We start from the raw sequence: 21,058 nt of genomic DNA, 5'->3' as shown, positions 1-21,058 counted from the left end.
GTCTTTTCTTTACAATAAATTAAATCTATATTAAAAAATCAATCAATCGTTTGATTTGTGTTAAAACTTGTGTACATTTGCGCCCTGAAAAATGAACACTAACATGATTTCAAAAGAAGAAAATATATTATTCGCAGCCGAGAAGCTTTTTGCAGAGAAGGGATTCGAAGGAACTTCCACCCGCGAAATTGCAAAGGATGCGAATGTTAATATTTCTATGATCTCTTATTATTTTGGCTCAAAGGAAAAACTTTATGAGAAATTAGTAGAATACAGAATGAATGAAGGTCAGTTCTTTTCAAAAGATCTTTTGGGACGAACCGATATCAATGAATGGCAGAAAATTGAAAAAGTAATTGATCAGTTTTCTAACAAGATCCGTACTCAAAAATGCTTTTACAGGATTATGCAGAGAGAGCAGGTGTATACCAAGAACCCTCAGATTGTAGAATTTTTAAAGCAAACTAAAATGGGATTCCTTTCTATGTATTCACAAATATTGGAAAGCGGTCTTAAAAATGGAATTTTCACCAAAAATCCACCTATTTATCTCCTTCATTCCACGGTAAGCGGAACTTTATTTTATGCATTCAATGCAAAAGAAATGTATAAAGAGTTCCTGAATGAAACAGAAGATGAAGAAGCTTTTGATGAAAAATACTATACAGAACTTAATAAACATATTAAATACTTACTAAAAGACCTTTTAGGTTATGAAGAGAATAAATAACTCAGTGATTGCATTATCACTATTCGTAGGGATAGCAAATGCAAATGCTCAGGAGAAAAAAACACTTTCTCTTGACGAAGCTGTACAGTTGGGAATCCAGAACAGCAAGAATCTCAAGATCGATGCAGCCAAGATCGAAGAGGCTACAGCTGATCTTTTGGAAGCTAAAAACAGACAGTTGCCGGAATTAAAAGTATCAGGTAGCTATATGTACCTTCCGATAAAACCAAATGTAGACATCAAACTTCCGGGTGTTTCAGGAGCAGGAGGTCCCGAGGTACATCAGGTAGCTTATGGCTCAGCCAATCTTAGTGTTCCCATTTATAGTGGCGGAAGAATTAAATATGGTATCCAGTCTGCAAAATATTTGGTGGAAGCTTCAAAATTAAGTACTGAGAACGACAAAATTGCAATTGCTTATAATGTTGCCCAGGCTTATAACAACTTATTTAAAGCTAATCAGTCTATCAAAGTTTTTGAAGAAAACCTTGCCGCTTCTCAAAAAAGAGATGAGACTTTCCTTAAAATGGAAAATAATGGTTTGATTGCAAGAAACGACAGATTGAAGGCGAATCTTCAGACTTCAAATATCGAACTTCAGTTATTGGAAGCTAAGAATAACTATAATATTGCCAATATCAATATGGATCTTTTATTAGGTCTTCCTGAAACTACAGAACTGGCAGTAGATGAAAATTATATTGAGGAAGGTTCAGATGTGAAACCGGTTGACTTTTATGTTACTGAAGCCAGAGAGAACCGTAAAGATTTACAGGCCTTAGCACAACAGAGAAAAGCGGCAGAGTTGGGATCAAAAGCTGCAAAAGCTGAAAACCTTCCTTCTATCGCATTTACCGGAGGGTATGTAGCCGCAGATATTCCTAAGTTTCTTACCGTATACAATGCTATCAACGTAGGAATTGGAGTTTCTTATAACCTATCCAACCTGTGGAAAGAAAATTCTTCATTAAGACAGTCACAAGCGAGAGAAAAGCAATTGGCAGCTACGGATGAATTACTGAATGACAACATTAAACTTGACGTCAACAGAGAGTATCAGAATACAGACTATTCAAAAAAGAGAATTGCTGTTTTTGAAAAATCAGCTGAGCAGGCTAATGAAAATTACAGAATTACAAAAAATAAATACGACAACGGTCTTGCAACAATGACAGAATTATTGGATGCAGACGCGGCTCAGATTGCTGCGAACGTTGGAGTGATCAATGCTAAAGCAGATGCTGCCTTGGCATACAGAAAACTATTACAGACAACAGGAACTTTAACAATTAAATAATCAGATCGAAACCAAAATGGAAAATAATAATACACAGGCAGCTGAACCTAAAAAGAAAAAAAGTTTAGTTTTTCCTATCATTTTAGCGGCAGTAGTAATCGGGGGAGGAATCTATGGTTACAGAGCCTTTACGTACGGACAGTATCATGAAGAAACTGACGATGCTCAGATCTCTTCCAATATGGCACCGGTAATTTCTAAAATCTCAGGTTATGTAGCTCAGGTAAAAGTGAAAGACAACCAGTTTGTAAAGAAAGGAGATACGTTGGTGATTTTGGATAACAGAGATCAGAAAATGGCTCTTGACCAGGCTCAGGCAGCATTATCTACCGCTAAAAGTAATATTTCAAATGCAGAAGCTACCACAACAGCTACTTCAAAAAATATCGGATCTTCAGAAGCGGCAGTAGTAACAGCTAATGCTCAGATAGAAGCAGCAAAAGTAAATGTCTGGAAAACTTCTCAGGATTTGAAGAGATATGCTAATCTTGTAAAAGACCACTCTATTACAGAACAGCAATACGAGCAGGCTTTAGCCGCAAAACAATCTGCAGACAGACAATTACAGGTTTTAGTTGATCAGAGAAATCAAATTGCTCAGCAAACTCACATCGCTTCTTCTCAGACCGCAGCAAGCTCACAACAAATCAGTGTGGCAGGATCTGTGGCTAAGCAAAGAGAAGTAGATGTAGAAAATGCAAAACTGAATTTATCATACACGGTAATCCTTGCACCAGAAGACGGATACGTTGGAAAAGTACCTACACAGGCAGGGCAGTATCTGCAGGCGGGAGCACAGTTGTTTGCTTTGGTTAAAAACGACCAGAAATGGGTAGTGGCTAACTTTAAGGAAACACAGGTAGATAAAATGGTGGAAGGACAGAAAGTGAAAATTGAAATTGACGCTTTCCCTGATCAGGAATTTGAAGGAGTGGTAAGCTCATTCTCTCCGGCTACAGGTGCTACGTTCTCTATTCTTCCTCCGGATAATGCGAGTGGTAACTTCGTAAAAGTAGTTCAGAGACTTCCTGTAAAAATCGATTTTGTAAATCTGGATAAGAACATTGCCAAAAGATTAAGAACAGGAATGAACGTGAAGGCAGAAGTTGCTTTGAAATAGTATTTATGTACTTACGTAAAATGTATTCATGATGAATTGAAAATCATTAATACATCCTACATTTTACATTAATACAAATATTCGAATAAAAATTATGCAAGATTCATTAGTAGAATATGGAGCGCGTAGAGTAATCATTACGATTACGGCTATCCTTTGTGCCCTTCTTGAAATTGTAGATTCCACGATTGTCAATGTTGCCTTGAATGAAATGAAGGGGAATCTTGGATCTACACTTTCTGAAGTGGGATGGGTAATTACAGCTTATGCTATTGGTAACGTAATTATCGTACCAATGACGAGCTGGCTTTCCCAGCAGTTTGGGCGTAGAAATTACTTTGCGGCATCCATCATTATATTTACCATATTTTCATTTTTATGTGGAAATGCGACCAATATCTGGGAACTTGTGTTCTTCAGATTGATGCAGGGAATCGGTGGGGGAGCCTTATTGGTAACTTCACAAACGATCATTACGGAATCTTATCCGATTGAAAAAAGAAGTATGGCTCAGGCTATTTATGGTCTGGGAGTAATCATCGGTCCTACATTAGGTCCGCCTCTTGGAGGGTATATCGTTGATAACTTCAGCTGGCCGTATATTTTCTATATTAATATTCCGATTGGAATTGCGGCAACCTTAATGACACTGCAGTTTGTAAGAAGTCCAAAATATGCTGAGAAACGTAAAGTCTCGGATGTTGACTGGATTGGGATTGGATTATTAGCAGTAACAGTTGGTTCATTACAATTCATTCTTGAGAGAGGTCATGAAGAAGACTGGTTTGCCAGTGGAATGATTGTAGCGTTTACAGTAGCTGCTGTTTTAGGATTTATATTATTCCTTTGGAGGGAACTTACCTTTAAATATCCGATCGTTGAACTCAGGGTACTTAAGAATAGCAATCTAAGGATCGGGACAATGATGTCATTCGTGCTTGGATTTGGACTTTATGGTTCTACGTTCATCGTTCCTCTTTATACTCAGAGTATTTTAGGATGGACGGCCCTTCAGTCGGGAGCTTTGATGATTCCGGCAGCGTTAACCACAGCCTTTATGATGCCTATTATTGGTAGACTTTTGGCAAAAGGAGCAAAACAGCAGATCCTGGTTTCTTTAGGATTGTTCATCTTCTTTGTCTATAGTTTCTGGGGATATAAAATTCTGACACCGGATACCAGTAAAGATGCATTTTTCTGGATGCTGATTGTAAGAGGAGCAGGTTTGGGACTACTGTTTATTCCAATCACCTCTTTGTCTTTAAGTACTCTGAAAGGGCAGGAGATTGGTCAGGGAGCAGCCTTTACCGGGATGATGAGACAGCTTGGAGGATCTTTCGGGATTGCAGCAATTACAACTTTTATTGCCAATGCAGGTCAGAAATACAGGAATAATCTGATTTCTCATCTTGACGAAAACAGTTTTGATGTCCAGCAAAGACTGGCAGCCCTTAAAGCAAATTTTATTGCCAAAGGAATGACACCTGATGCAGCAATGAATGCCGCTTATAAAATGCTTGATTTATCAGTCACCAAACAGGCCACAGTACTCTCTTATATGGATGTATTTCTTTATCTCGGAGTAATATTCCTGATATGTATTCCGTTTATCTTACTCGTAAAAGAAAGAAAAAGCAAAGAAAAAATAGATTTGAGTGAAGCCATGCACTAAATTTTAATTAAAAACCTTCGAAAATATCGAAGGTTTTTTTTGTTTATTTCTTGCGTAAAATAATATCAGCCAATAACTTTCAGTTTTAATTATGTTAAACAAAAAATAATATCACTTATTGGAGAGTTTAATTATTTTTTCTAGCTTTACACCAACAAATGAAAAAATATGAATAGATTCCCTGATCCCTCAAGCCCTTTTCAAAAAGGTGTTTCCCTAAAAGAGTTCCGGATTTTTGTCTGAATAACAGTTTTAATATCAACTGATCAAATGCTGTCTTTTTACTTTGTTTTTATATTCAATAAAGACAATGTTCTTATTTCTGAAAGCTTATGAAATACAGGCTTTCGTTTCAATAATTAACTAACCATGATCTCAATATCCTTACAAAATATTAAATATGAATCAAATACAACTGCCGGAAACCTATCTGGCATTATCAGATTTCAGAAAGCATGATATCTTTCTTCCTGAAATGAATCAGGCTCAGATTATCTCAGATTTTTTTCCCGGAACCTTTACAGAACTTACCCAGCGTCTGTCTGATATTACAGGAGCCTTTTACGGCGGAATGCTCAAGCAGATTGGCCGACTTTACGGAACCGAAGCTATTGAGCAGCTTTCCAGTACTTTCATGTATGATCTCGGATCCAGAATGACACTGAGAAATCTTGAAACAAAACCTAACCTGCAGCCTGGTATTCCGGCTGTAGCCAAAATACTCATAGGAGCAATTTTTACATCCAGTCCCGAATATAATTTTGAATTTAAAGAATTAAATGACTACAAATGTGAACTGCTGATCAAAGGAGTAGACCGTTACCATAAGATCACGCAGAGCCTGCAGATCGCGGGTCTGCTGAAATGGCCAGTCATAAAACCTTTTTTACAGGGAGTTTGCGATACTATGGGACTGGATGTTTTATTGGAAATAAAAGTATTGAAACTTGATCCGGACAGCACATGCAGCTATCATATCATTGTCTCAGAAAAATAGAGCTGAAAATAGAAAATAATAATTTCAAATATCAATAGGAGCGGACTTTAGTCCGCTTTTTCTATTATAAATCAAGGATTGGCTTTAGCCAAAACATAAAACCCGCACCCCGAATCCCGCACCTTAAATTTTATTCTACTTAATTTTCTCTATCCACTCAATCCCACTCACATCAATCAGTTTCAGCGCATGAATTTCACTTTTCTGAAGAATATCACCAATATTCAAAGTTATATCAGCCTTTGCTCCCAAAGGAATGATCAAGCTGTGCTTTCCGGGTTTTACTTTCGTAACATAATGATTCCGTATATTTTCTTTAGACAATCCGGAAAGTTCTTGATGATCCAGTGCTTTTAAAATATTCCCGTTTCTGTCCAGAATATGGATACCTATCAGAAAAGAACCATAGACATCGGCCCCTTCCGTTCTGTATACTTCAAATTTTAAATCCGAATTATTATGGGAAATATTGGAAATTTCCAGTTTCGGTTTTACCGATTTATTATGCAAAGTTCCCCATACCCCTCCATGGAAATATTGATTGGTAAAAAGAGTCAAACCAAATATGATAAGCGATCCTGTCAATACAAGAACTTTTGTTTGCTTGACTGGAAAATTCCCTGATCCCAGCCACTGAAACCATCTTTTTTGAGTGAAGCTTTTGTTATTCTTTATGAAGTAATAATCCAGTGAGTAAGGACCACTTCCTGTAAGAAACAGTACAAATCCGCCAGCGACTCCTAAAACTCCTATCTGCCATTCATCAAGGCAGGTTGTACCCAGCCAGCCGGAACCCAATAGAATCCCGAGAGCAAGACTAAAGATTCCCATACTCATTAAACGGGTAAATAATCCGAGAATAATGAATAATCCCACAATAGCTTCAATAATAGTAAAAATCATCATGGATTGCTGTAAGGCATCAGGATGGGTAACCAGATATTCAATAATAGGTTTTATGCCGAGTGCATTCGGTAAAAAGTGATTGAATTTTTCACCGATATATCCCTGTTCGTCGGGAATAAGCTTGTTTTCTAGGATAAGTCTGCGCCAGAAAGCTGAAAAATAAGTCCATCCGATCACCATGCGGAGGGATAAAGTATATAATCCGGCCAGGTCCGAAGACTGGCTGTTTAAGGTATGTTTCATTGAAATTAATATTGTATTGTAAAAAACTGATTTTTAATTGGTTTTAAAAAGTTTAAACCAGATTAAGCTTCAGTCTTTTAAACAAAATATATTTCGGTGGGCTGTTTCCTGTGGAATGCCCTGAGTATTTATTGAAAACAATCTTCTCCTCAGCAGAATTGCCTGCAGTGAAATAAAAGTTGGAAAAAGAATCCTTGTATTGCCCCTTAATTTTAGCTTTTGATACCGAAACTCCTGTCGGGGCAGATGCCGTATCACAGCTGGAAGAAAGAGATGAAATGATCTTTACCTTATTCAATCCGCTGATGTACTGAATGTCAAAAATATCAAGAACATTTCTTTTTACAGAACACGGAGATAATGAAAACACCAAAACAAGCATCGTAATGACAGCTTTGTAGGTTTTCATATGGAGTCCTGAATGGAGCATAGTTACAAAACTACACTTTATTTCAATGTAAGTTTAATAAATTGTAAAAAATCGTCCTGCTGGTCTACAAATAAATAATGGGAACAATTGTCGATAAGTCTGAAATTTTTCTTCCCGATGATATTTTTAAGATCATTCAGCTGCTTTTCTGAAAATATCCCGTCGTTCTTACCATATACCGCAAAGATGGGAATTCCTTTTTTTCGGATGTCTTTTAAAACGAAAGTATTATCCAAATTATTCAGAGGTTCATTTTTATAGAATTTAAGGGGTGAATCAGAATTTCTGATGTTGTTTCTATAAAATTCACCTGTTTTGTATTCGTTTCTCAGCATTTCACTTTGGGGAGTAGGATTGGGCATATCGAAGAAATTGAGCTTACCGGCCATTTCATAACATCTTTTTCGATAGGCTGCAGAATTTTTATCCAGATTTTCTATTTCTGAAATTTCTTTGAGTTGGAAAGAATCATTTTTGAAATGTTCTTTTGCCTGTTTTAGGATATGATCATAGGTTTCCTGCTGCGTAAATAAAGCTCCGGCAAGAGTCAGCGAATTTACTTTTTCAGGAAATTGTGAAGTGAATAATGTCCCGATAATTCCACCAAAACTATGGGCAAGAATATTTGCTTTTGAGATATGATAAGTGGTGTAAATTTCTTTTAAATCCTCAAAACTTTCTTTAAAAGTCATGTCAGCATTTTCATCTTTTGAACGACCTTCACCGCGTCTGTCATAAACGATTACATAAAGTCCTTGATCAGCCAGTTTTTGGGCTGTAGTTCCTTCAAATAAAGTAGCATTTCCGCTCGGACCTCCATGAATAAAAATAAAGGGAACATTTTTTGGATTTCCATAGGCTTTAGAATATAGATTCTGTGCATTTAAAATAATGGAACTTACAATAAAGATAATGGTGAACAATGATTTCATGATGGTTATTTTGAGCCCTCAAAACTACTGAATATTCTCTGAGCAGAAGATAAAATGATGGAATTATGATTAAATTGAAAATAAAAAACACTACTGACGGACAGTTGTCACAATCCTGATTTATCTTTACAAATCGGAAGTTTTATATAGAAACAGAAAATATATTGTAATGAGTTATTGTTTAGCAATAGAAGGCATGCAGCCTGAAAGCAGAAAAGAACTGCACAAAAATTACCATGACAACTATTATGGATTTCCTATTCATGATGATAATGAATTGTTTGGAAGGCTGATTCTGGAAATCAATCAGGCAGGCTTAAGCTGGGAAACCGTTCTGAAAAAAGAAGACAGTTTCAGAAAAGCATATGATCATTTTGATATCCAGAAAATAGCAGCTTATACAGAAGAAGACCGCGAAAGACTGCTGAATGATCCGGGAATTATCCGGAATAAACTGAAAGTGAATGCAGCTATCGAGAATGCAAAAACAATCATAGAATTGCAGAAAGAATTTGGTTCCTTTGAAAAGTGGTTGGAACATCATCACCCTAAAACATTGCAGGAATGGATGAAGTTATTCAAAAAAACGTTCAAATTTACAGGAGGAGAGATTGTCAATGAATTTCTTATGAGTACCGGATATCTGAAAGGAGCCCATCATGAAACCTGCCCGATACACTCGAAAGTTTTAGCTCAAAAACCTTTGTGGAAAGAAGATTTGAATAAATAATAAATTTAGATTCCTACGGAATGACAAGTAGAGGTGTTTGATAGTATTTACGCACTCTGTCATTCCGTAGGAATCTAAGTCATCAGTCATTCTTTGAAGCTTTTTCTATCAGTTCTTTATGCTCAATTCCCCATTTTTCAAACTCCAGGATAATGGGTTTTAGCTTATACCCGATTTCTGTAAGTTCATATTCTACCCGTGGCGGAACTTCGGCATATACAGTTCTGCTAATGATCTTGTCCTCTTCCAGTCTGCGAAGCTGAAGTGTAAGCATTCGTTCAGTGATATTCTGCAGGCGTTTTCTCAATTCCCCGAATCTCATTTTTCCATTGATCAGATAACAGCAGATGGCCAATGCCCATTGTCCTCCGATAATATTGGAGGCATAGATTTCCGGACACTCATCAGCAAGTGCTTTCTTGTTGGCAAAATTCGTTGAAGTTTCCTTTATTTTAGTCATTACTTACATTTTTTATAGTACCATACAATGGGTGGCTAATGTACGAAATGTAAGTTACGTATCGTAATTTTGTATCAGAAATTTAAACATAATGAAGACTTTAGTAATTGTTACCCACCCTGATATAGAAAAATCAGCGATTAATAAGAAATGGATTGATGAATTGAGAAAATATCCTGAAAAATATACGGTTCATCAATTATATGAAGCTTATCCCGATGGAAAAATCAATGTGGCACAGGAACAAAAAATGATGGAATCTTACGGTAAGATTGTATTTCAGTTTCCTTTTTACTGGTTCAGCAGTCCGCCGCTTTTAAAACAGTGGCTGGATGAGGTAGTTTTGTATGGCTGGGCATATGGAAGCAACAGCGGTTTCAAACTGGCCGGAAAGAAAATGTCATTGGCTGTTACCGCAGGAATTGATGAAGAAGGGTATAGCGCATCCGGAGAGTATAAATATACCATGAAGGAACTTTTCAGACCTTATGAACTGACTTTTGATTATATAAAAGCAGACTACAAAGAACCTTTCGTTTATTACGGAATTGAAAGAGATTCTTCTGATGAATGGATCAACAGAAGTGTTCCGATGTATCTGGAGTTTCTGGATAATTTATAGAATTATTAGGAATCTATTTTGATATTTTAGTAAAATAGATTCCTATTCCTAAGATGGTTAAAAATATTCCTATCATTAAAAACGGAAGCCATAGTACAAAAGAAATTTCACTTAGTTTGATGATGATTTCAGGATAATCTCCTCTTGCTGTAAATAATCCAACAGACGTAAAAAACATTATAATAGATAGAACAAACATTGATAATCCGATAAAAAATAGGTACTTGTAAATTGATTTCATTTTCTATTTATTTAAAACCCGATTAATCCTTTTCTCTGCTTCTTCTTTTGAAATTCCATTATAAAAATCATATACAAACGGATGGTCATAACTTTGGTGAGGATAGACAAAAGGGCGACCGATAGAATTATTTACCACCACAGTTGTAGGAACACTTTCCTCAAACTCATAATCGGGAAGATAGGTAGAAAGCCAGCCGAAATATTCAGCTTCAAATTCCTTATTATCATAATTTTCAACATATTCATTGAAATTCTTTTCACTCAGTGAAACCCAGATTCCGTAATCCAGATCTCTGCAGTCATCGGTGACTTCCTGTACAAGAACAGTACGGATAAATCTATGGGTATCTTCTTCCTCTTTTACAACGCAAAGGTCTGAACTGAGTTCAGCATTCTTTACTTCTTCTTCAGATAAGCAGGAATAGAAATAAGGGTATGTATAAGCTATTGCCGGCCAGTCTTCTTTTTCTTCTCCACAGCATCGACAGATGTATTTTGTCATCGTATATTTATTTATAATGTTGATTCTAATTTAAAGCAAAATCCTTATCCCACCGTAGGCGTATCCTCTTCTTTCAGTATTTTCTTCTCTTTCATCGTAAGCATCATTCTTTCATATTTGTACTTTTCCCAGTCGAATCCGTTGAGAAAATCTAGGGCAGCCTGGAAACCTCTGTTGAAAAGCTCCTCCTTTTCTTCTCTTTTCATAAAGAAATTCAACCAGCTGCTCGTACCGCAGTTGACACTTTGTATACTGTATAAACGGTAAAAAGTATGTTTGGTAAGGAAGGTTTTGTCATTAAAACCTTTCAATGTACTGATGATATTTCCGGCATAGCTGAAGGGTGTTTTAAGGATTTCCGCACTGGTTTTCCCTCTTTCCGAAAGAATAGCAGAATCACTTGTCAGCTGTACTCCGAAAAGTGGCATTCTCGGATAAAAAACTTCATCAGCATGAAACAGATCAATAGGGAAATTGGAAATACTGCCTCCATCAATGAAAACCCCGGCAGGGTTGATGTCTTCCGGCTTGGTATTCATCCAATATCTCCAGGCATACTTTACGGAACTATCGTCTTTATCGATTTGTTTCTGAAAAGGTTCAAAGAAAAAAGGGACAGCCATAGATGCTCTTACAAACTCAGCCGGACTGATGTGTTTCAGTTCCTCTTCGGACCAGTAGAGATTGGCCATCGTAGGAAGTTCCACCTTAATTTTTGCATTGATATCGGTGGTAATGACAACATATTCAGATTTGAGAAGGTAAAATGGATTGTTTTTATAATAATCATTATTGAGGGCGCTTTCATAGAAAATTCTATATCGGGTCTGGTCAATATGTTCCTTATTTTTTATTTTAATCTTTTCGATACTTTGCAGAGTCATGGTGTAATATTCCTGACCATTTCCATACCGGTAGTTAAGGTTCAGATCCCGTTCTTTCTGAATAAATTTTTCGTTGAGGTTGGCCACCGTTTTTATTCCAAATTGATCCAGTGCATTTTGCATCGTGTTCTGAAAAGCATTTCCGGGATTGAGACCGCTGTTTTCCTTTCTGAAATTATGATACAGCTTTTGAATGCAGAAAAAGAGAATGACCGCGGGAATCAGAGGAATCAAAAACATCAGCTTGGCATTCAGTATAGTAGTTGAAGAAGCTAAAAAAGGAATACTGATCAGGATAATGAACAGGATCGCAGCAATAATGGCATTGATCTTAAAAAAATCCTTATTGTTAAGCATTGCATGGAGCGTTGTTTTCACATAGGTTTTTCCATCCATAAAATCGGAAAAATCCCAGCTGAAAAGGATATCTTTGATAAGTTCACTTTTGGACTCTTCTTTGGTTTTGCAGGCTGCAATGAGCATCGTATTAATGGCTCCGGCACTCGTTCCTGCTACTTTCAGAAAACGTATTCCGAATATTTCCAATCCGTAAAGATAGCCTACCAATGCACTTCCCCAGACACCACCCCCTTCCTGTACAAACTCTATGTACTGATTGCCGGACTGATCCAGGAGATCGGAGAATTCTTTAGCCGATATATTCTCATGCAAAGCGGCCAGTTTATCTTTGGAAGCCTGCGAAAGAGAAGAATCTTCCAGAATCTTGTTGAGATTTTCAGTGGTCATGATATTTTGTTTTGATGGTGTTTGGGTTAAAGACAAAAATTAATCACCATTGTCTTCGTCTCACATAAATAAAAGTACTGATCACAACCGTTGCCATCGCCCCAAGCGTTATAAAATAACCGTATTTATGATGAAGCTCAGGCATATTATCGAAGTTCATGCCATAAACCCCGGCAATAAAGGTGATGGGTAAAAAGTAAACAGAATAGATAGCGAGAACTTTCATCACTTGGTTGGCCTTTTGATCCGAAAGTGCCAGGAACATAGAAATAAGGTTGGTAATCTGGATATTCAGATGATCAAAATCCGCCACAACATCTTTATGCTTATCTTTCAAATCAACAAACTCAGAGTCCTGTAAATTCAATAATTTAAATTTATCAATGGCATCTGTAGAAATCACCAGTACCCGTGAATTTAATCCTGATTTTCGTTTCAGTTTATAAAGACGGCGGATCTGGCTGGTATGATTGGTGTTTTTAAGGAAAATCTCATTCTCTATATTGTCCATAGTCTCGAACAGGCTTAAAGATTCATCATCAAAACTTTTCATGATCAATATTGCAATCATCAGCGTGATCTGCTGAGGATTAAGGTCTTCCTGAATCAAAGAGACTTTTTTCTTGACTTCCGTTATACTTCTGGTTTTCATCCTGTGGATGGTGATAATGGTATTTTCCACCAGAAAAATTCCAATCTTGGTGCTGATATCACTGATGGTGTTCAGATTCTTTCTTTCCAGCTCTGTACTTTCACGAAGGAGAAAGAACTTGACATTCCCGTCTTCTTCATATTTGGGAAGGTGGTTGGGATCCATGGTATCTTCCAGCAGAAGATTATTGATTTCATATCTTTCATGAAGAAATTTCAGGTCTTCTGCAGTAGGAGCCTCTACATCTACCCATTCGCACTGGGAGGTTCTGTATATCGTATCAATTGGCATAAAGTAAAAATACTAATATTTTGAAAAACTATGTGTTAAATAAGTTTTATCTTTGCCAAAATTAAAAAACTATATGATTAAAAGTACAATAAAAGGTGTGGGATTTTATGTTCCAGATAACGTTGTTACAAATGATGATTTAGCAAAACTGATGACCACTAATGATGAATGGATTACAGAAAGAACGGGTATCAAGGAACGAAGACATAGAAAAAACAGGAATGACGCTCAGGAAACTACGGCTTATCTAGCATTTAAGGCCTCAGAAAAAGCTATTCAGAATGCTGGTCTTACCTCAAAAGATATTGATTTTATTGTTTTTGCAACCCTTTCTCCGGATTACTATTTTCCTGGAAGTGGAGTATTGCTTCAGGACATGCTTGGATGTGATACAATTGGAGCATTGGACGTGAGAAATCAATGTTCCGGATTTGTATATTCTATGAGTGTTGCGAATGCATTTATTAAATCAGGCACTTACAAAAATATTCTTGTGGTAGGAGCTGAAGTTCATTCTTTCGGCTTAGATTTTTCTGATGAAGGAAGAGGAGTTTCTGTTATTTTCGGAGATGGAGCAGGAGCAGTGGTACTTTCAGCTACCGAAGATGAAAATGCAGGAGATATTTTAGCTGTGAATATGCATTCTGAAGGTAAATATGCAGACGAACTTTGTACTCAGTTCCCGGGTTCAAAATTCGGATGGAGTGACAGAATGAGAAAAGAGCCTGAAAATGTAACCAATAAAGAAGTATATCCAATCATGAACGGTAACTTCGTATTCAAACATGCCGTAACAAGATTTCCTGAAACAATGATGGAAGCTTTGAACAAAGCAGGAAAAACAGTTCAAGATCTTGATATGTTTATTCCACACCAGGCGAACCTTAGAATTGCTCAGTTTGTACAGGAAAAATTTGGTTTACCGAACGAAAAAGTATTTAACAATATTCAGAAATACGGAAACACAACCGCTGCTTCTATTCCTATTGCTTTAAGTGAAGCGATTGAACAAGGGAAAATCAAAAGAGGAGATTTGGTCCTTCTTTCAGCTTTCGGAAGCGGATTTACATGGGGAAGTGTTCTGTTTGAATACTAAGAGAAGACAATAATTGCTTATTTTCACTATATCACAACTGGAGACGTGAAAATTCCCATCCTTTGGAGGGGTGGCGAAAATTCAAAGAATTTTTGACGGGGTGGTTGTCAGCATCTACTCATTAAACAACATAAAAAAGACCGCAGAACTTCAGTTCTGCGGTCTTTATTTTATGGTATTCCTAATTAAAGGCTTTTCAATAATTTTTCAGTGTCAGTAGAATCCTGTCCTGTGCTTTTTGCCAGTTCAATAGACTTTTCAGCCCATGTTTTTGCATTTTTCTTATCGCCAACCTTATTGTAAAGATTCGCTAAAGTATCGGTATTGGCAAAATTCTGGTCTTTCTTTACAGATTCCTGTGCCCACGCAATTGCTTTTTCCAGAGAAGTCTTATTGCTTACATTTTCAAAGAAGTTCCATGCAAGAGAATTCAGCTCTTCAGAACCTGCTGCAGAATAGTCCTTGTACAAATCAAGGATCAGTTTTTCATACTCAGGAATATCCTTATTCTTTAAAGCTCTGTTGGCTTTCATTCTTTTTAAAATCTTGTCAGCTTCCTCTTTGCTTAAAAATTTCTGAGTTTCAGACATGAAATAGTTATCGTCCCATTTTTTGGTCTCTGCGTTATATGCTTTTTTGGAGATGGTATTCAGCTTGATGTTTTTGTCAAACTTTTCATACTTATCTTCCGGAAAGAATTTAACGATATCTGCTTTTTTATCCTGAAAAATCTTGTACAAAGGGCTGTCTATAGTTTGAACCCCTGAAAGAAGCATTTGAACATCTTCCTGATCCAAAGTTGGTTTCTGCTGGAAATAACGGTTAAGTACTTTACCGGCAAACTCAGCATCGTTATAAATGGTAAGCCCTGCAAGATTCTTTAAGAACTCAGGGTCTTTTTCTCCTTTCTCAAACTGCTGCTTCAAAGAAGTTAATCTTTTGTTCGGATCTTCAGCATCTTTGGCAAACTGGATAAAGTCTTTCTCTTCAACATAGCCTAAAGTTCTGTGTACCGCTTCACCGTTTCCGTCAATAAACAGATAAGTAGGGAATGCTTTTACATTATATTTTTTAGCCAACTCAATTCCTTCACCCTTTTCCATATCAATTTTAGCATTGATGAAGTGAGAATTATAGTAGTCACCCACAGACTGAAGCGGGAAGATATTTTTTACCATTAGTTTACAAGGTCCACACCATGAAGCATATGCATCTATAAAGACCAGTTTGTTTTCTTTTTTTGCTTTGGCAAGGATAGAGGCAAAATTGCTGTCTTCAAATTTAATTCCCTGTGCCCATGCAAGAACTCCTATAAAGATTGAGGAAAGTATTGCTATTTTTTTCATAAAAACTTTTTATTCCCTGCAAATGTAATAAATATGATGACACATGAGCCGTTCACATTGAAAATAATTATAAAGGAACTTTAGTTTTAAAACATACATCGGTTTATATGAAGGAAAATCATTTATTATTTGGGTCTAATTATTAAAATTAATGTAAAACACTGTTTTAAGTTAAATGATTAAATTTCAATATAATATTTTAATAAAAAATAAAATATCACTAGTTTTGTAAAAAACAAAAAGACACCCGTGAAAATAATGATGAATTATTATAAAATAAAAATAATAATTTGTTTTTGTATGTCTAAGAATCTCCTGAAATTTTTGTTTTTGCTGGCAACAGCAGTCCCCATATTCGCTCAGAAAAAAAACAGCTTTGACCTTATCTGTGAAAGAACCTCTTCTGTTACGGCGCATAAGGATTTACCAAAGGCGATCAAGACAGCAGATTCTCTTTATATGTTGGCACAGAAGCCTTCAGAGAAAATACAATGTCTTATCCTTTCTTCAGAACTTTATCATCATGCCGGTGAGCTTAAAAAAGCTATTTGTTATAGTGAAAATGCATATTCGGTGATCAATCAGATTAACGACCCTGAACGGATGGCTGTTGTCACCAGATTACTTGCCAGACAATATAGACAGGTAGGGTTATACGAAAGATCTAAAAAATACATTATAAAAGGGCTGGAAGCTTCTGGCAGGATCACTGATTTTCAAAAAAGCAATGAAGCGGCAGGGCTTCTGAATCAGGAAATGGCTTTCTATGAAATGGAGCTGGGTAATTATTCCAATGCCATACGATTCATAGAATCTTCCCTGAAATATTTTGAAAGAATAAACAGCCGTAACGAAAACAGAACAGCTGCTGCCTCTTATCAGCTGCTGGGTGATGTTTATTTCAAACTTAATGACTATCCGGTTTCAGAAAATTATTACAGAAAAGCTGAAAGCCTGCTTAAGGTCAGGAGCTGTACACTTGGATTGGTTTATAATGGTCTGGGAGGAATTCGCCTGAAGCAGAAAAACTGGAAAGATGCCGAACTATACCTGAAAAAAGCAGAAAAAATAGCAGATACTTCCCGAAGTCTTAAGCTGAAAAAAGCAGTATACTCTAATATCAATGATTATTACGAAGGGACCGGGGATAATTTTAAAGCCTCTTTATATGCTGTAAAATATGTACGTGCCTATGATAGCATTGAAGCCCGCAATCAAAGCTTCACAATGAAAGAAGAAGAGATTCCAAAAGGGAAGACCAGCAAAAAGAACGGACATATGAATCTGGTGAAAAATGCTACCATTATTGTCCTGTTTACTTTACTGATTGGGTTACTTGTTTTCTTCAGAACAAAGCAGAAAAAACAACGTTCAAAGTTCAGAAATATCATAAGAGCCCAGTTGAATATGATCAGCAGCAGGAGCAATCATCCTTTAAAACAACCTCATGATTCTGAATTTTCCAATATATCTGTGGAAGAAATTGATGAAAAAGATTCTGAGACAGACCGAAGACGAAATGATTCTCTGATGACTTCCGAAACGGAATCAAAGCTGCTTGAACTTCTTGAAGATTTTGAGAAAGGTGATCTCTATAACAATAAAGGGATGTCTCTTTCTTTCCTTGCAGGTGAATTGAATACCAATACAAAGTATCTGTCTTATGTAATCAATCAGCATAAGAGTGCTGATTTTAAATCGTACATTAACCGTTTGAGAATCAAATATATTGTGGATAAACTGATCAATGATGAGAAGTACAGACAATATAAAATAAGCATCCTTGCGGATGAGTGCGGCTTCTCTTCGCACAGTAAATTTGCTGCAGTTTTCAAAGCAGTCACAGATTATTCTCCATCGGCCTATATCAAATATCTTGATGCTGAAAATCAATCAGATAAAAATATCCATTTTCCTGAAAATGATTAAAAAGAGGGAGATTTTTAAATTCTATCTTGCCATTTTCGCGAAAATGAACAACCTATTATTTTACAGAAACGCTTTGCTATCCTATCTTTGCGCTAGTTCGAGGGACATGAACACCATTATACTACAGCTTATCTCTTTTAATTTTTGAAGAAATATCTTTTTCTGAAATTAAGATACATCGTAAGATCATCATCCCCGGCTGAAAACTAAGCCATGAAAATTACTATATAGAACAAGTGTATATTTCATTATTGAGACATCACAATTCCCATTTTATTTTCAAAGGAAGTATTCTGTTCAGAATATAAACCATAACTCATAATCGGGGTTGATTGCCCGGTTTTTTTTCAGTCAAGTTTTTTTAAGTGCAAATCCACAGAAGTCTGTGGATTTGTGATTTTATTTAACCTTTGTACTGTCGGGTTTTGTTTTTGAAGTATCGGCAGCTGCCGGAGCGGGTATCGAATTGGCTACAGCAGAGTCTCCCATTCTGTTTCTTAAAGAATCCTTATTGTGGGCGTCTTTGTATTCCTCTCTTTTTTCTTTATTCTGAGCACAACTTCCAAGGAAAAGAAGTCCAAGAACTGCTCCTATCCAGAATTTTTTCATAGGGGTATATTTTAATGTTTGGTATTAATCAAATATAAAGATAAAAGATAAAAGATAAAAGATAAAAGATAAAAGATAAAAGATAAAAGATAAAAGATAAAAGATAAAAGATAAAAGATAAAAGATCTTGTCATTAAAATTCAATAGGGCTGGGTTTTAACCCAGCTAACCATAAATCTTACATCCATTGGCTTTAGCCAAAACCTAAATAATAGTCTTTTAAGGCTAAAACTTCATGATAAACCCAACATTTCCGGTTATTCAATAAAAAAATCTGCAGCGCTTTCATCTGCAGATTTTCCATTTTAAATTGAACGTGTATCAATACTATTTGACAGGAGACATCACCGCAGAATCCTTTTTGATCTTGATACTGTCAGGATTTGTCATTTTTGTAGTCGTTGTATCAGTTGTGGTAGGCGGTATGCTTTTTTGTGCATTATCTACTGTCGCTGAATCACGGCTGCTTGATGACATTGTCGATTCTTTGGTTCCACAGCTCACTGCAAATATTCCTATTCCGACGGCTGTTAGCAATAACTTTTTCATACTATTTTATTTTGGGGTGTATACGTATTGAAAATCAACAATTATTCCTAAGAGGGTAGGGGAAATCGTAAAATATAGGTAAAGTTTGTTAAAAGATGTTAGGTAACGGGTAGCAGGTAACGGATTGTAGGGATTAGAAGTTACAGTATGTGAGAGTAGGAGGGTTAGAGAGTTTGGGGGAGAATATTGAGTATTGAAGGAGTAAAAGTGTATTTATAGATACTAGTAACTTTAAACCTTAAACCTTAAACCTTAAACCTTAAACCTTGAACGTTGAACTCTGAATCCTCGCACCCCGTCTCTCACCACAAAAAAGCCCCGAAACCGAAATTCCGAGGCTGTTTAATCATTTATCAATGATCATTTATCGTTTTATTACCCTAGATATGGATATTTGTAATTTTTTGGAGAAACAAAAGTTTCTTTTACGCTTCTTACAGAAACCCATCTTAGAAGATTCATTTTAGAACCTGCTTTATCATTTGTTCCTGAAGCTCTACCACCACCGAAAGGCTGTTGTCCTACTACGGCACCTGTTGGCTTATCGTTGATATAGAAGTTACCTGAAGCATTCTCCAAAGCTTTATAAGCTTCATTGATAGCATAACGGTCTTGTGAGAATACAGAACCTGTTAATGAATAAGGAGAAGTAGAATCTACCAGTTTTAGAGTTTCTTTCCAGTTCTGATCTTCATATACGTAGATTGACAAGATTGGGCCAAAGATCTCTTCTACCATACTTTCGTAGTGAGGATTTGTGGTTTCAATTACTGTTGGGTGTACGAACCATCCTTTAGAATCGTCATATTTTCCACCTATAGCAACAGTAGCTTCACCTGAAGCATTAGCTCTGTCAATATATCCTTTACATTTCTCGAAAGAATTTTTGTCAATTACAGCGTTTACGAAGTTAGAAGTATCTTCCGGAGAACCTACTTTGATAGAGTTCATCTGAGTTTCCATTACTTTTTTCACGTCAGCCCAAAGAGATTTAGGTACATAAGCTCTTGAAGCAGCAGAACATTTTTGTCCCTGATATTCAAAAGCACCTCTTACCAATGCAGTAGCTACAGCTTCTACGTTAGCAGATGGGTGAGCAATTACAAAGTCTTTACCACCTGTTTCTCCAACAATTCTTGGATATGTTCTATAGTTGTGGATATTGTCACCAATCATTTTCCACATTCCCTGGAATACTTTTGTAGAACCTGTGAAGTGAAGACCCGCAAAATCACGGTGAGCCAATACTTTTTCAGCAGTTTCTTTACCATCTGTAAAGATCATGTTGATTACCCCTGCAGGAAGACCCGCTTCTGTCAATACATCCATGATTACTTTTGCAGAATATACCTGCTTGTCAGAAGGCTTCCAAACGACAACGTTTCCTAGCATTGCCATACAAGTAGGAAGGTTTCCGGAAATCGCTGTAAAGTTGAACGGAGTTACTGCAAAACAGAATCCTTCTAATGGTCTGTACTCAACACGGTTCCAGATTCCATTGTCAGAAACCGGCTGCTCAGCATACATTTCTGTCATGAACTCTACATTGAATCTTAAGAAGTCGATGAACTCACAAGCTGCATCAATTTCAGCCTGGTGTACATTTTTAGACTGTCCAATCATTGTAGCAGCATTAATTACATCTCTGTAAGGACCAGCCAAAAGATCAGCTGCCTTTAAGAAAATTGCTGCACGCTGTTCCCAGCCTAGTTCATTCCATTCCTGTTTAGCTGCCAATGCCGCGTTGATAGCGTCATCCACATGCTGCATACCACCCTGGTAGTAAAATCCGAAGTCATGAGCATGATCCTGTGGAGACTGAAGCTGTACTTTTGTATCAGTTTTCACTTCTTTTCCATTGATGATCATTGGGATTTCTACCTTCTCTGCCCACATTTTTTTATAAGTGTCGATAAGGCTTTTAACCTCCGGAGACCCCGGCTCATAAGAATTTACGGGCTCATTTACCGCTAATGGTACTTGCGAAATTGCTTTTGACATATTACGTTTTATTATTTTATTAAATTAAATAAGATGTGTATACAAATTTACGATAATTATAAGGAAAGAA

Annotated in this window: 21 protein-coding genes; 9 read left to right on the top strand and 12 right to left on the bottom strand. The window is 36.5% G+C overall.

What is annotated here, in order from left to right; all coding sequences use genetic code 11:
• Window positions 1-103: 103 nt before the first annotated feature.
• The 5 genes from DYR29_RS08975 to DYR29_RS08955 all read left to right on the top strand — a co-directional run bounded on the left by DYR29_RS08975 (window position 104) and on the right by DYR29_RS08955 (window position 5,816).
• Complete coding sequence (locus DYR29_RS08975; protein ID WP_249413658.1) at window positions 104-730, top strand: TetR/AcrR family transcriptional regulator; 627 nt, start codon at window positions 104-106, stop codon at window positions 728-730.
• Window positions 714-2,027: a TolC family protein gene (locus tag DYR29_RS08970; RefSeq protein ID WP_213280203.1), complete on the top strand. Its 1,314-nt coding sequence runs from the start codon at window positions 714-716 to the stop codon at window positions 2,025-2,027. Before DYR29_RS08975 ends, DYR29_RS08970 begins: the two co-directional genes overlap by 17 nt.
• Window positions 2,028-2,043: 16 nt before the next feature.
• Window positions 2,044-3,147, top strand: a complete 1,104-nt coding sequence (locus DYR29_RS08965) for an HlyD family secretion protein (RefSeq protein WP_142718658.1) — start codon at window positions 2,044-2,046, stop codon at window positions 3,145-3,147.
• 94 nt (window positions 3,148-3,241) lie between these two features.
• Window positions 3,242-4,819, top strand: coding sequence for a DHA2 family efflux MFS transporter permease subunit (locus DYR29_RS08960; RefSeq protein WP_213280202.1), 1,578 nt, complete (start codon window positions 3,242-3,244; stop codon window positions 4,817-4,819).
• Between the two features lie 400 nt (window positions 4,820-5,219).
• The gene (locus DYR29_RS08955) at window positions 5,220-5,816 is read left to right on the top strand and encodes a hypothetical protein (RefSeq protein ID WP_213280201.1); all 597 of its coding nucleotides are present in this window, start codon (window positions 5,220-5,222) and stop codon (window positions 5,814-5,816) included.
• A 135-nt stretch (window positions 5,817-5,951) separates the two neighbouring features.
• Here the strand turns inward: DYR29_RS08955 and DYR29_RS08950 are convergent, their stop codons facing one another.
• From DYR29_RS08950 to DYR29_RS08940, 3 genes are read right to left on the bottom strand one after another with little or no spacing between them, the layout of a single operon-like run.
• Window positions 5,952-6,965 carry a TQO small subunit DoxD gene (locus DYR29_RS08950; protein WP_213280200.1) on the bottom strand — a complete coding sequence of 338 codons (1,014 nt, stop codon included), beginning with the start codon at window positions 6,963-6,965 and terminating at the stop codon, window positions 5,952-5,954.
• A gap of 52 nt (window positions 6,966-7,017) precedes the next feature.
• Window positions 7,018-7,374, bottom strand: coding sequence for a hypothetical protein (locus DYR29_RS08945; RefSeq protein WP_213280199.1), 357 nt, complete (start codon window positions 7,372-7,374; stop codon window positions 7,018-7,020).
• 38 nt (window positions 7,375-7,412) lie between these two features.
• Window positions 7,413-8,327: an alpha/beta hydrolase gene (locus DYR29_RS08940; RefSeq protein ID WP_213280198.1), complete on the bottom strand. Its 915-nt coding sequence runs from the start codon at window positions 8,325-8,327 to the stop codon at window positions 7,413-7,415.
• Window positions 8,328-8,496: 169 nt separating this feature from the next.
• Here DYR29_RS08940 and DYR29_RS08935 point away from each other — a divergent pair, with 169 nt between their 5' ends.
• On the top strand, window positions 8,497-9,057 hold the full coding sequence (locus DYR29_RS08935; protein ID WP_213280197.1) for a DNA-3-methyladenine glycosylase I: 561 nt from the start codon (window positions 8,497-8,499) through the stop codon (window positions 9,055-9,057).
• An 82-nt stretch (window positions 9,058-9,139) separates the two neighbouring features.
• On the opposite strand, the gene DYR29_RS08930 is transcribed toward DYR29_RS08935, so the two are convergent.
• Window positions 9,140-9,517, bottom strand: coding sequence for a winged helix-turn-helix transcriptional regulator (locus tag DYR29_RS08930; protein ID WP_213280196.1), 378 nt, complete (start codon window positions 9,515-9,517; stop codon window positions 9,140-9,142).
• A 91-nt stretch (window positions 9,518-9,608) separates the two neighbouring features.
• Between DYR29_RS08930 and DYR29_RS08925 the strand changes: the two genes are divergently transcribed.
• A complete protein-coding gene (locus tag DYR29_RS08925) occupies window positions 9,609-10,139 on the top strand; it encodes an NAD(P)H-dependent oxidoreductase (protein WP_213280195.1) in 531 nt (176 codons plus the stop codon).
• A 13-nt stretch (window positions 10,140-10,152) separates the two neighbouring features.
• On the opposite strand, the gene DYR29_RS08920 is transcribed toward DYR29_RS08925, so the two are convergent.
• From DYR29_RS08920 to DYR29_RS08905, 4 genes are all read right to left on the bottom strand, one after another.
• On the bottom strand, window positions 10,153-10,317 hold the full coding sequence (locus DYR29_RS08920) for a hypothetical protein (RefSeq protein ID WP_213280194.1): 165 nt from the start codon (window positions 10,315-10,317) through the stop codon (window positions 10,153-10,155).
• Between the two features lie 66 nt (window positions 10,318-10,383).
• Window positions 10,384-10,884: a DUF2199 domain-containing protein gene (locus DYR29_RS08915; protein ID WP_213280193.1), complete on the bottom strand. Its 501-nt coding sequence runs from the start codon at window positions 10,882-10,884 to the stop codon at window positions 10,384-10,386.
• Between the two features lie 44 nt (window positions 10,885-10,928).
• Entirely contained in the window at window positions 10,929-12,515 is a 1,587-nt protein-coding gene (locus tag DYR29_RS08910; RefSeq protein ID WP_213280192.1) for a patatin-like phospholipase family protein, read from the bottom strand.
• Between the two features lie 43 nt (window positions 12,516-12,558).
• On the bottom strand, window positions 12,559-13,458 hold the full coding sequence (locus DYR29_RS08905) for a CorA family divalent cation transporter (RefSeq protein ID WP_047421246.1): 900 nt from the start codon (window positions 13,456-13,458) through the stop codon (window positions 12,559-12,561).
• Window positions 13,459-13,531: 73 nt separating this feature from the next.
• Here DYR29_RS08905 and DYR29_RS08900 point away from each other — a divergent pair, with 73 nt between their 5' ends.
• The gene (locus DYR29_RS08900; protein WP_213280191.1) at window positions 13,532-14,554 is read left to right on the top strand and encodes a 3-oxoacyl-ACP synthase III family protein; all 1,023 of its coding nucleotides are present in this window, start codon (window positions 13,532-13,534) and stop codon (window positions 14,552-14,554) included.
• Window positions 14,555-14,739: 185 nt separating this feature from the next.
• Here DYR29_RS08900 and DYR29_RS08895 read toward each other — a convergent pair whose 3' ends face one another.
• Window positions 14,740-15,900: a thioredoxin family protein gene (locus DYR29_RS08895; protein WP_213280190.1), complete on the bottom strand. Its 1,161-nt coding sequence runs from the start codon at window positions 15,898-15,900 to the stop codon at window positions 14,740-14,742.
• Window positions 15,901-16,200: 300 nt separating this feature from the next.
• Here DYR29_RS08895 and DYR29_RS08890 point away from each other — a divergent pair, with 300 nt between their 5' ends.
• On the top strand, window positions 16,201-17,829 hold the full coding sequence (locus tag DYR29_RS08890; RefSeq protein WP_213280189.1) for an AraC family transcriptional regulator: 1,629 nt from the start codon (window positions 16,201-16,203) through the stop codon (window positions 17,827-17,829).
• A 399-nt stretch (window positions 17,830-18,228) separates the two neighbouring features.
• Here DYR29_RS08890 and DYR29_RS08885 read toward each other — a convergent pair whose 3' ends face one another.
• The 3 genes from DYR29_RS08885 to pruA all read right to left on the bottom strand — a co-directional run bounded on the left by DYR29_RS08885 (window position 18,229) and on the right by pruA (window position 20,988).
• Window positions 18,229-18,438 (bottom strand): hypothetical protein, encoded by a 210-nt coding sequence (locus DYR29_RS08885; RefSeq protein WP_213280188.1) that lies wholly within the window; start codon window positions 18,436-18,438, stop codon window positions 18,229-18,231.
• Between the two features lie 327 nt (window positions 18,439-18,765).
• Window positions 18,766-18,987, bottom strand: coding sequence for a cytochrome C551 (locus tag DYR29_RS08880; RefSeq protein ID WP_142718673.1), 222 nt, complete (start codon window positions 18,985-18,987; stop codon window positions 18,766-18,768).
• 375 nt (window positions 18,988-19,362) lie between these two features.
• Window positions 19,363-20,988: an L-glutamate gamma-semialdehyde dehydrogenase gene (gene pruA, locus DYR29_RS08875; RefSeq protein WP_213280187.1), complete on the bottom strand. Its 1,626-nt coding sequence runs from the start codon at window positions 20,986-20,988 to the stop codon at window positions 19,363-19,365.
• Between the last annotated feature and the right edge of the window lie 70 nt (window positions 20,989-21,058).

The sequence above is a fragment of the Chryseobacterium indologenes genome, assembly GCF_018362995.1.
GTDB lineage: Bacteria > Bacteroidota > Bacteroidia > Flavobacteriales > Weeksellaceae > Chryseobacterium > Chryseobacterium indologenes_G.
This window is presented reverse-complemented; position numbering and strand designations above follow the sequence as displayed.

Excerpts from the sequence above, each read along its gene's own strand:
- DYR29_RS08900 (WP_213280191.1), top strand. The coding sequence starts at position 13,532 with ATGATTAAAAGTACAATAAAAGGTGTGGGATTTTATGTTCCAGATAAC.
- DYR29_RS08930 (WP_213280196.1), bottom strand. The coding sequence starts at position 9,517 with ATGACTAAAATAAAGGAAACTTCAACGAATTTTGCCAACAAGAAAGCA.
- DYR29_RS08935 (WP_213280197.1), top strand. The coding sequence starts at position 8,497 with ATGAGTTATTGTTTAGCAATAGAAGGCATGCAGCCTGAAAGCAGAAAA.
- pruA (WP_213280187.1), bottom strand. The coding sequence starts at position 20,988 with ATGTCAAAAGCAATTTCGCAAGTACCATTAGCGGTAAATGAGCCCGTA.
- DYR29_RS08920 (WP_213280194.1), bottom strand. The coding sequence starts at position 10,317 with ATGTTTTTTACGTCTGTTGGATTATTTACAGCAAGAGGAGATTATCCT.
- DYR29_RS08965 (WP_142718658.1), top strand. The coding sequence starts at position 2,044 with ATGGAAAATAATAATACACAGGCAGCTGAACCTAAAAAGAAAAAAAGT.
- DYR29_RS08895 (WP_213280190.1), bottom strand. The coding sequence starts at position 15,900 with ATGAAAAAAATAGCAATACTTTCCTCAATCTTTATAGGAGTTCTTGCA.
- DYR29_RS08905 (WP_047421246.1), bottom strand. The coding sequence starts at position 13,458 with ATGCCAATTGATACGATATACAGAACCTCCCAGTGCGAATGGGTAGAT.
- DYR29_RS08880 (WP_142718673.1), bottom strand. The coding sequence starts at position 18,987 with ATGAAAAAGTTATTGCTAACAGCCGTCGGAATAGGAATATTTGCAGTG.
- DYR29_RS08975 (WP_249413658.1), top strand. The coding sequence starts at position 104 with ATGATTTCAAAAGAAGAAAATATATTATTCGCAGCCGAGAAGCTTTTT.
- DYR29_RS08925 (WP_213280195.1), top strand. The coding sequence starts at position 9,609 with ATGAAGACTTTAGTAATTGTTACCCACCCTGATATAGAAAAATCAGCG.
- DYR29_RS08950 (WP_213280200.1), bottom strand. The coding sequence starts at position 6,965 with ATGAAACATACCTTAAACAGCCAGTCTTCGGACCTGGCCGGATTATAT.
- DYR29_RS08915 (WP_213280193.1), bottom strand. The coding sequence starts at position 10,884 with ATGACAAAATACATCTGTCGATGCTGTGGAGAAGAAAAAGAAGACTGG.
- DYR29_RS08910 (WP_213280192.1), bottom strand. The coding sequence starts at position 12,515 with ATGACCACTGAAAATCTCAACAAGATTCTGGAAGATTCTTCTCTTTCG.
- DYR29_RS08945 (WP_213280199.1), bottom strand. The coding sequence starts at position 7,374 with ATGAAAACCTACAAAGCTGTCATTACGATGCTTGTTTTGGTGTTTTCA.
- DYR29_RS08890 (WP_213280189.1), top strand. The coding sequence starts at position 16,201 with ATGTCTAAGAATCTCCTGAAATTTTTGTTTTTGCTGGCAACAGCAGTC.
- DYR29_RS08885 (WP_213280188.1), bottom strand. The coding sequence starts at position 18,438 with ATGAAAAAATTCTGGATAGGAGCAGTTCTTGGACTTCTTTTCCTTGGA.
- DYR29_RS08960 (WP_213280202.1), top strand. The coding sequence starts at position 3,242 with ATGCAAGATTCATTAGTAGAATATGGAGCGCGTAGAGTAATCATTACG.
- DYR29_RS08955 (WP_213280201.1), top strand. The coding sequence starts at position 5,220 with ATGAATCAAATACAACTGCCGGAAACCTATCTGGCATTATCAGATTTC.
- DYR29_RS08940 (WP_213280198.1), bottom strand. The coding sequence starts at position 8,327 with ATGAAATCATTGTTCACCATTATCTTTATTGTAAGTTCCATTATTTTA.
- DYR29_RS08970 (WP_213280203.1), top strand. The coding sequence starts at position 714 with ATGAAGAGAATAAATAACTCAGTGATTGCATTATCACTATTCGTAGGG.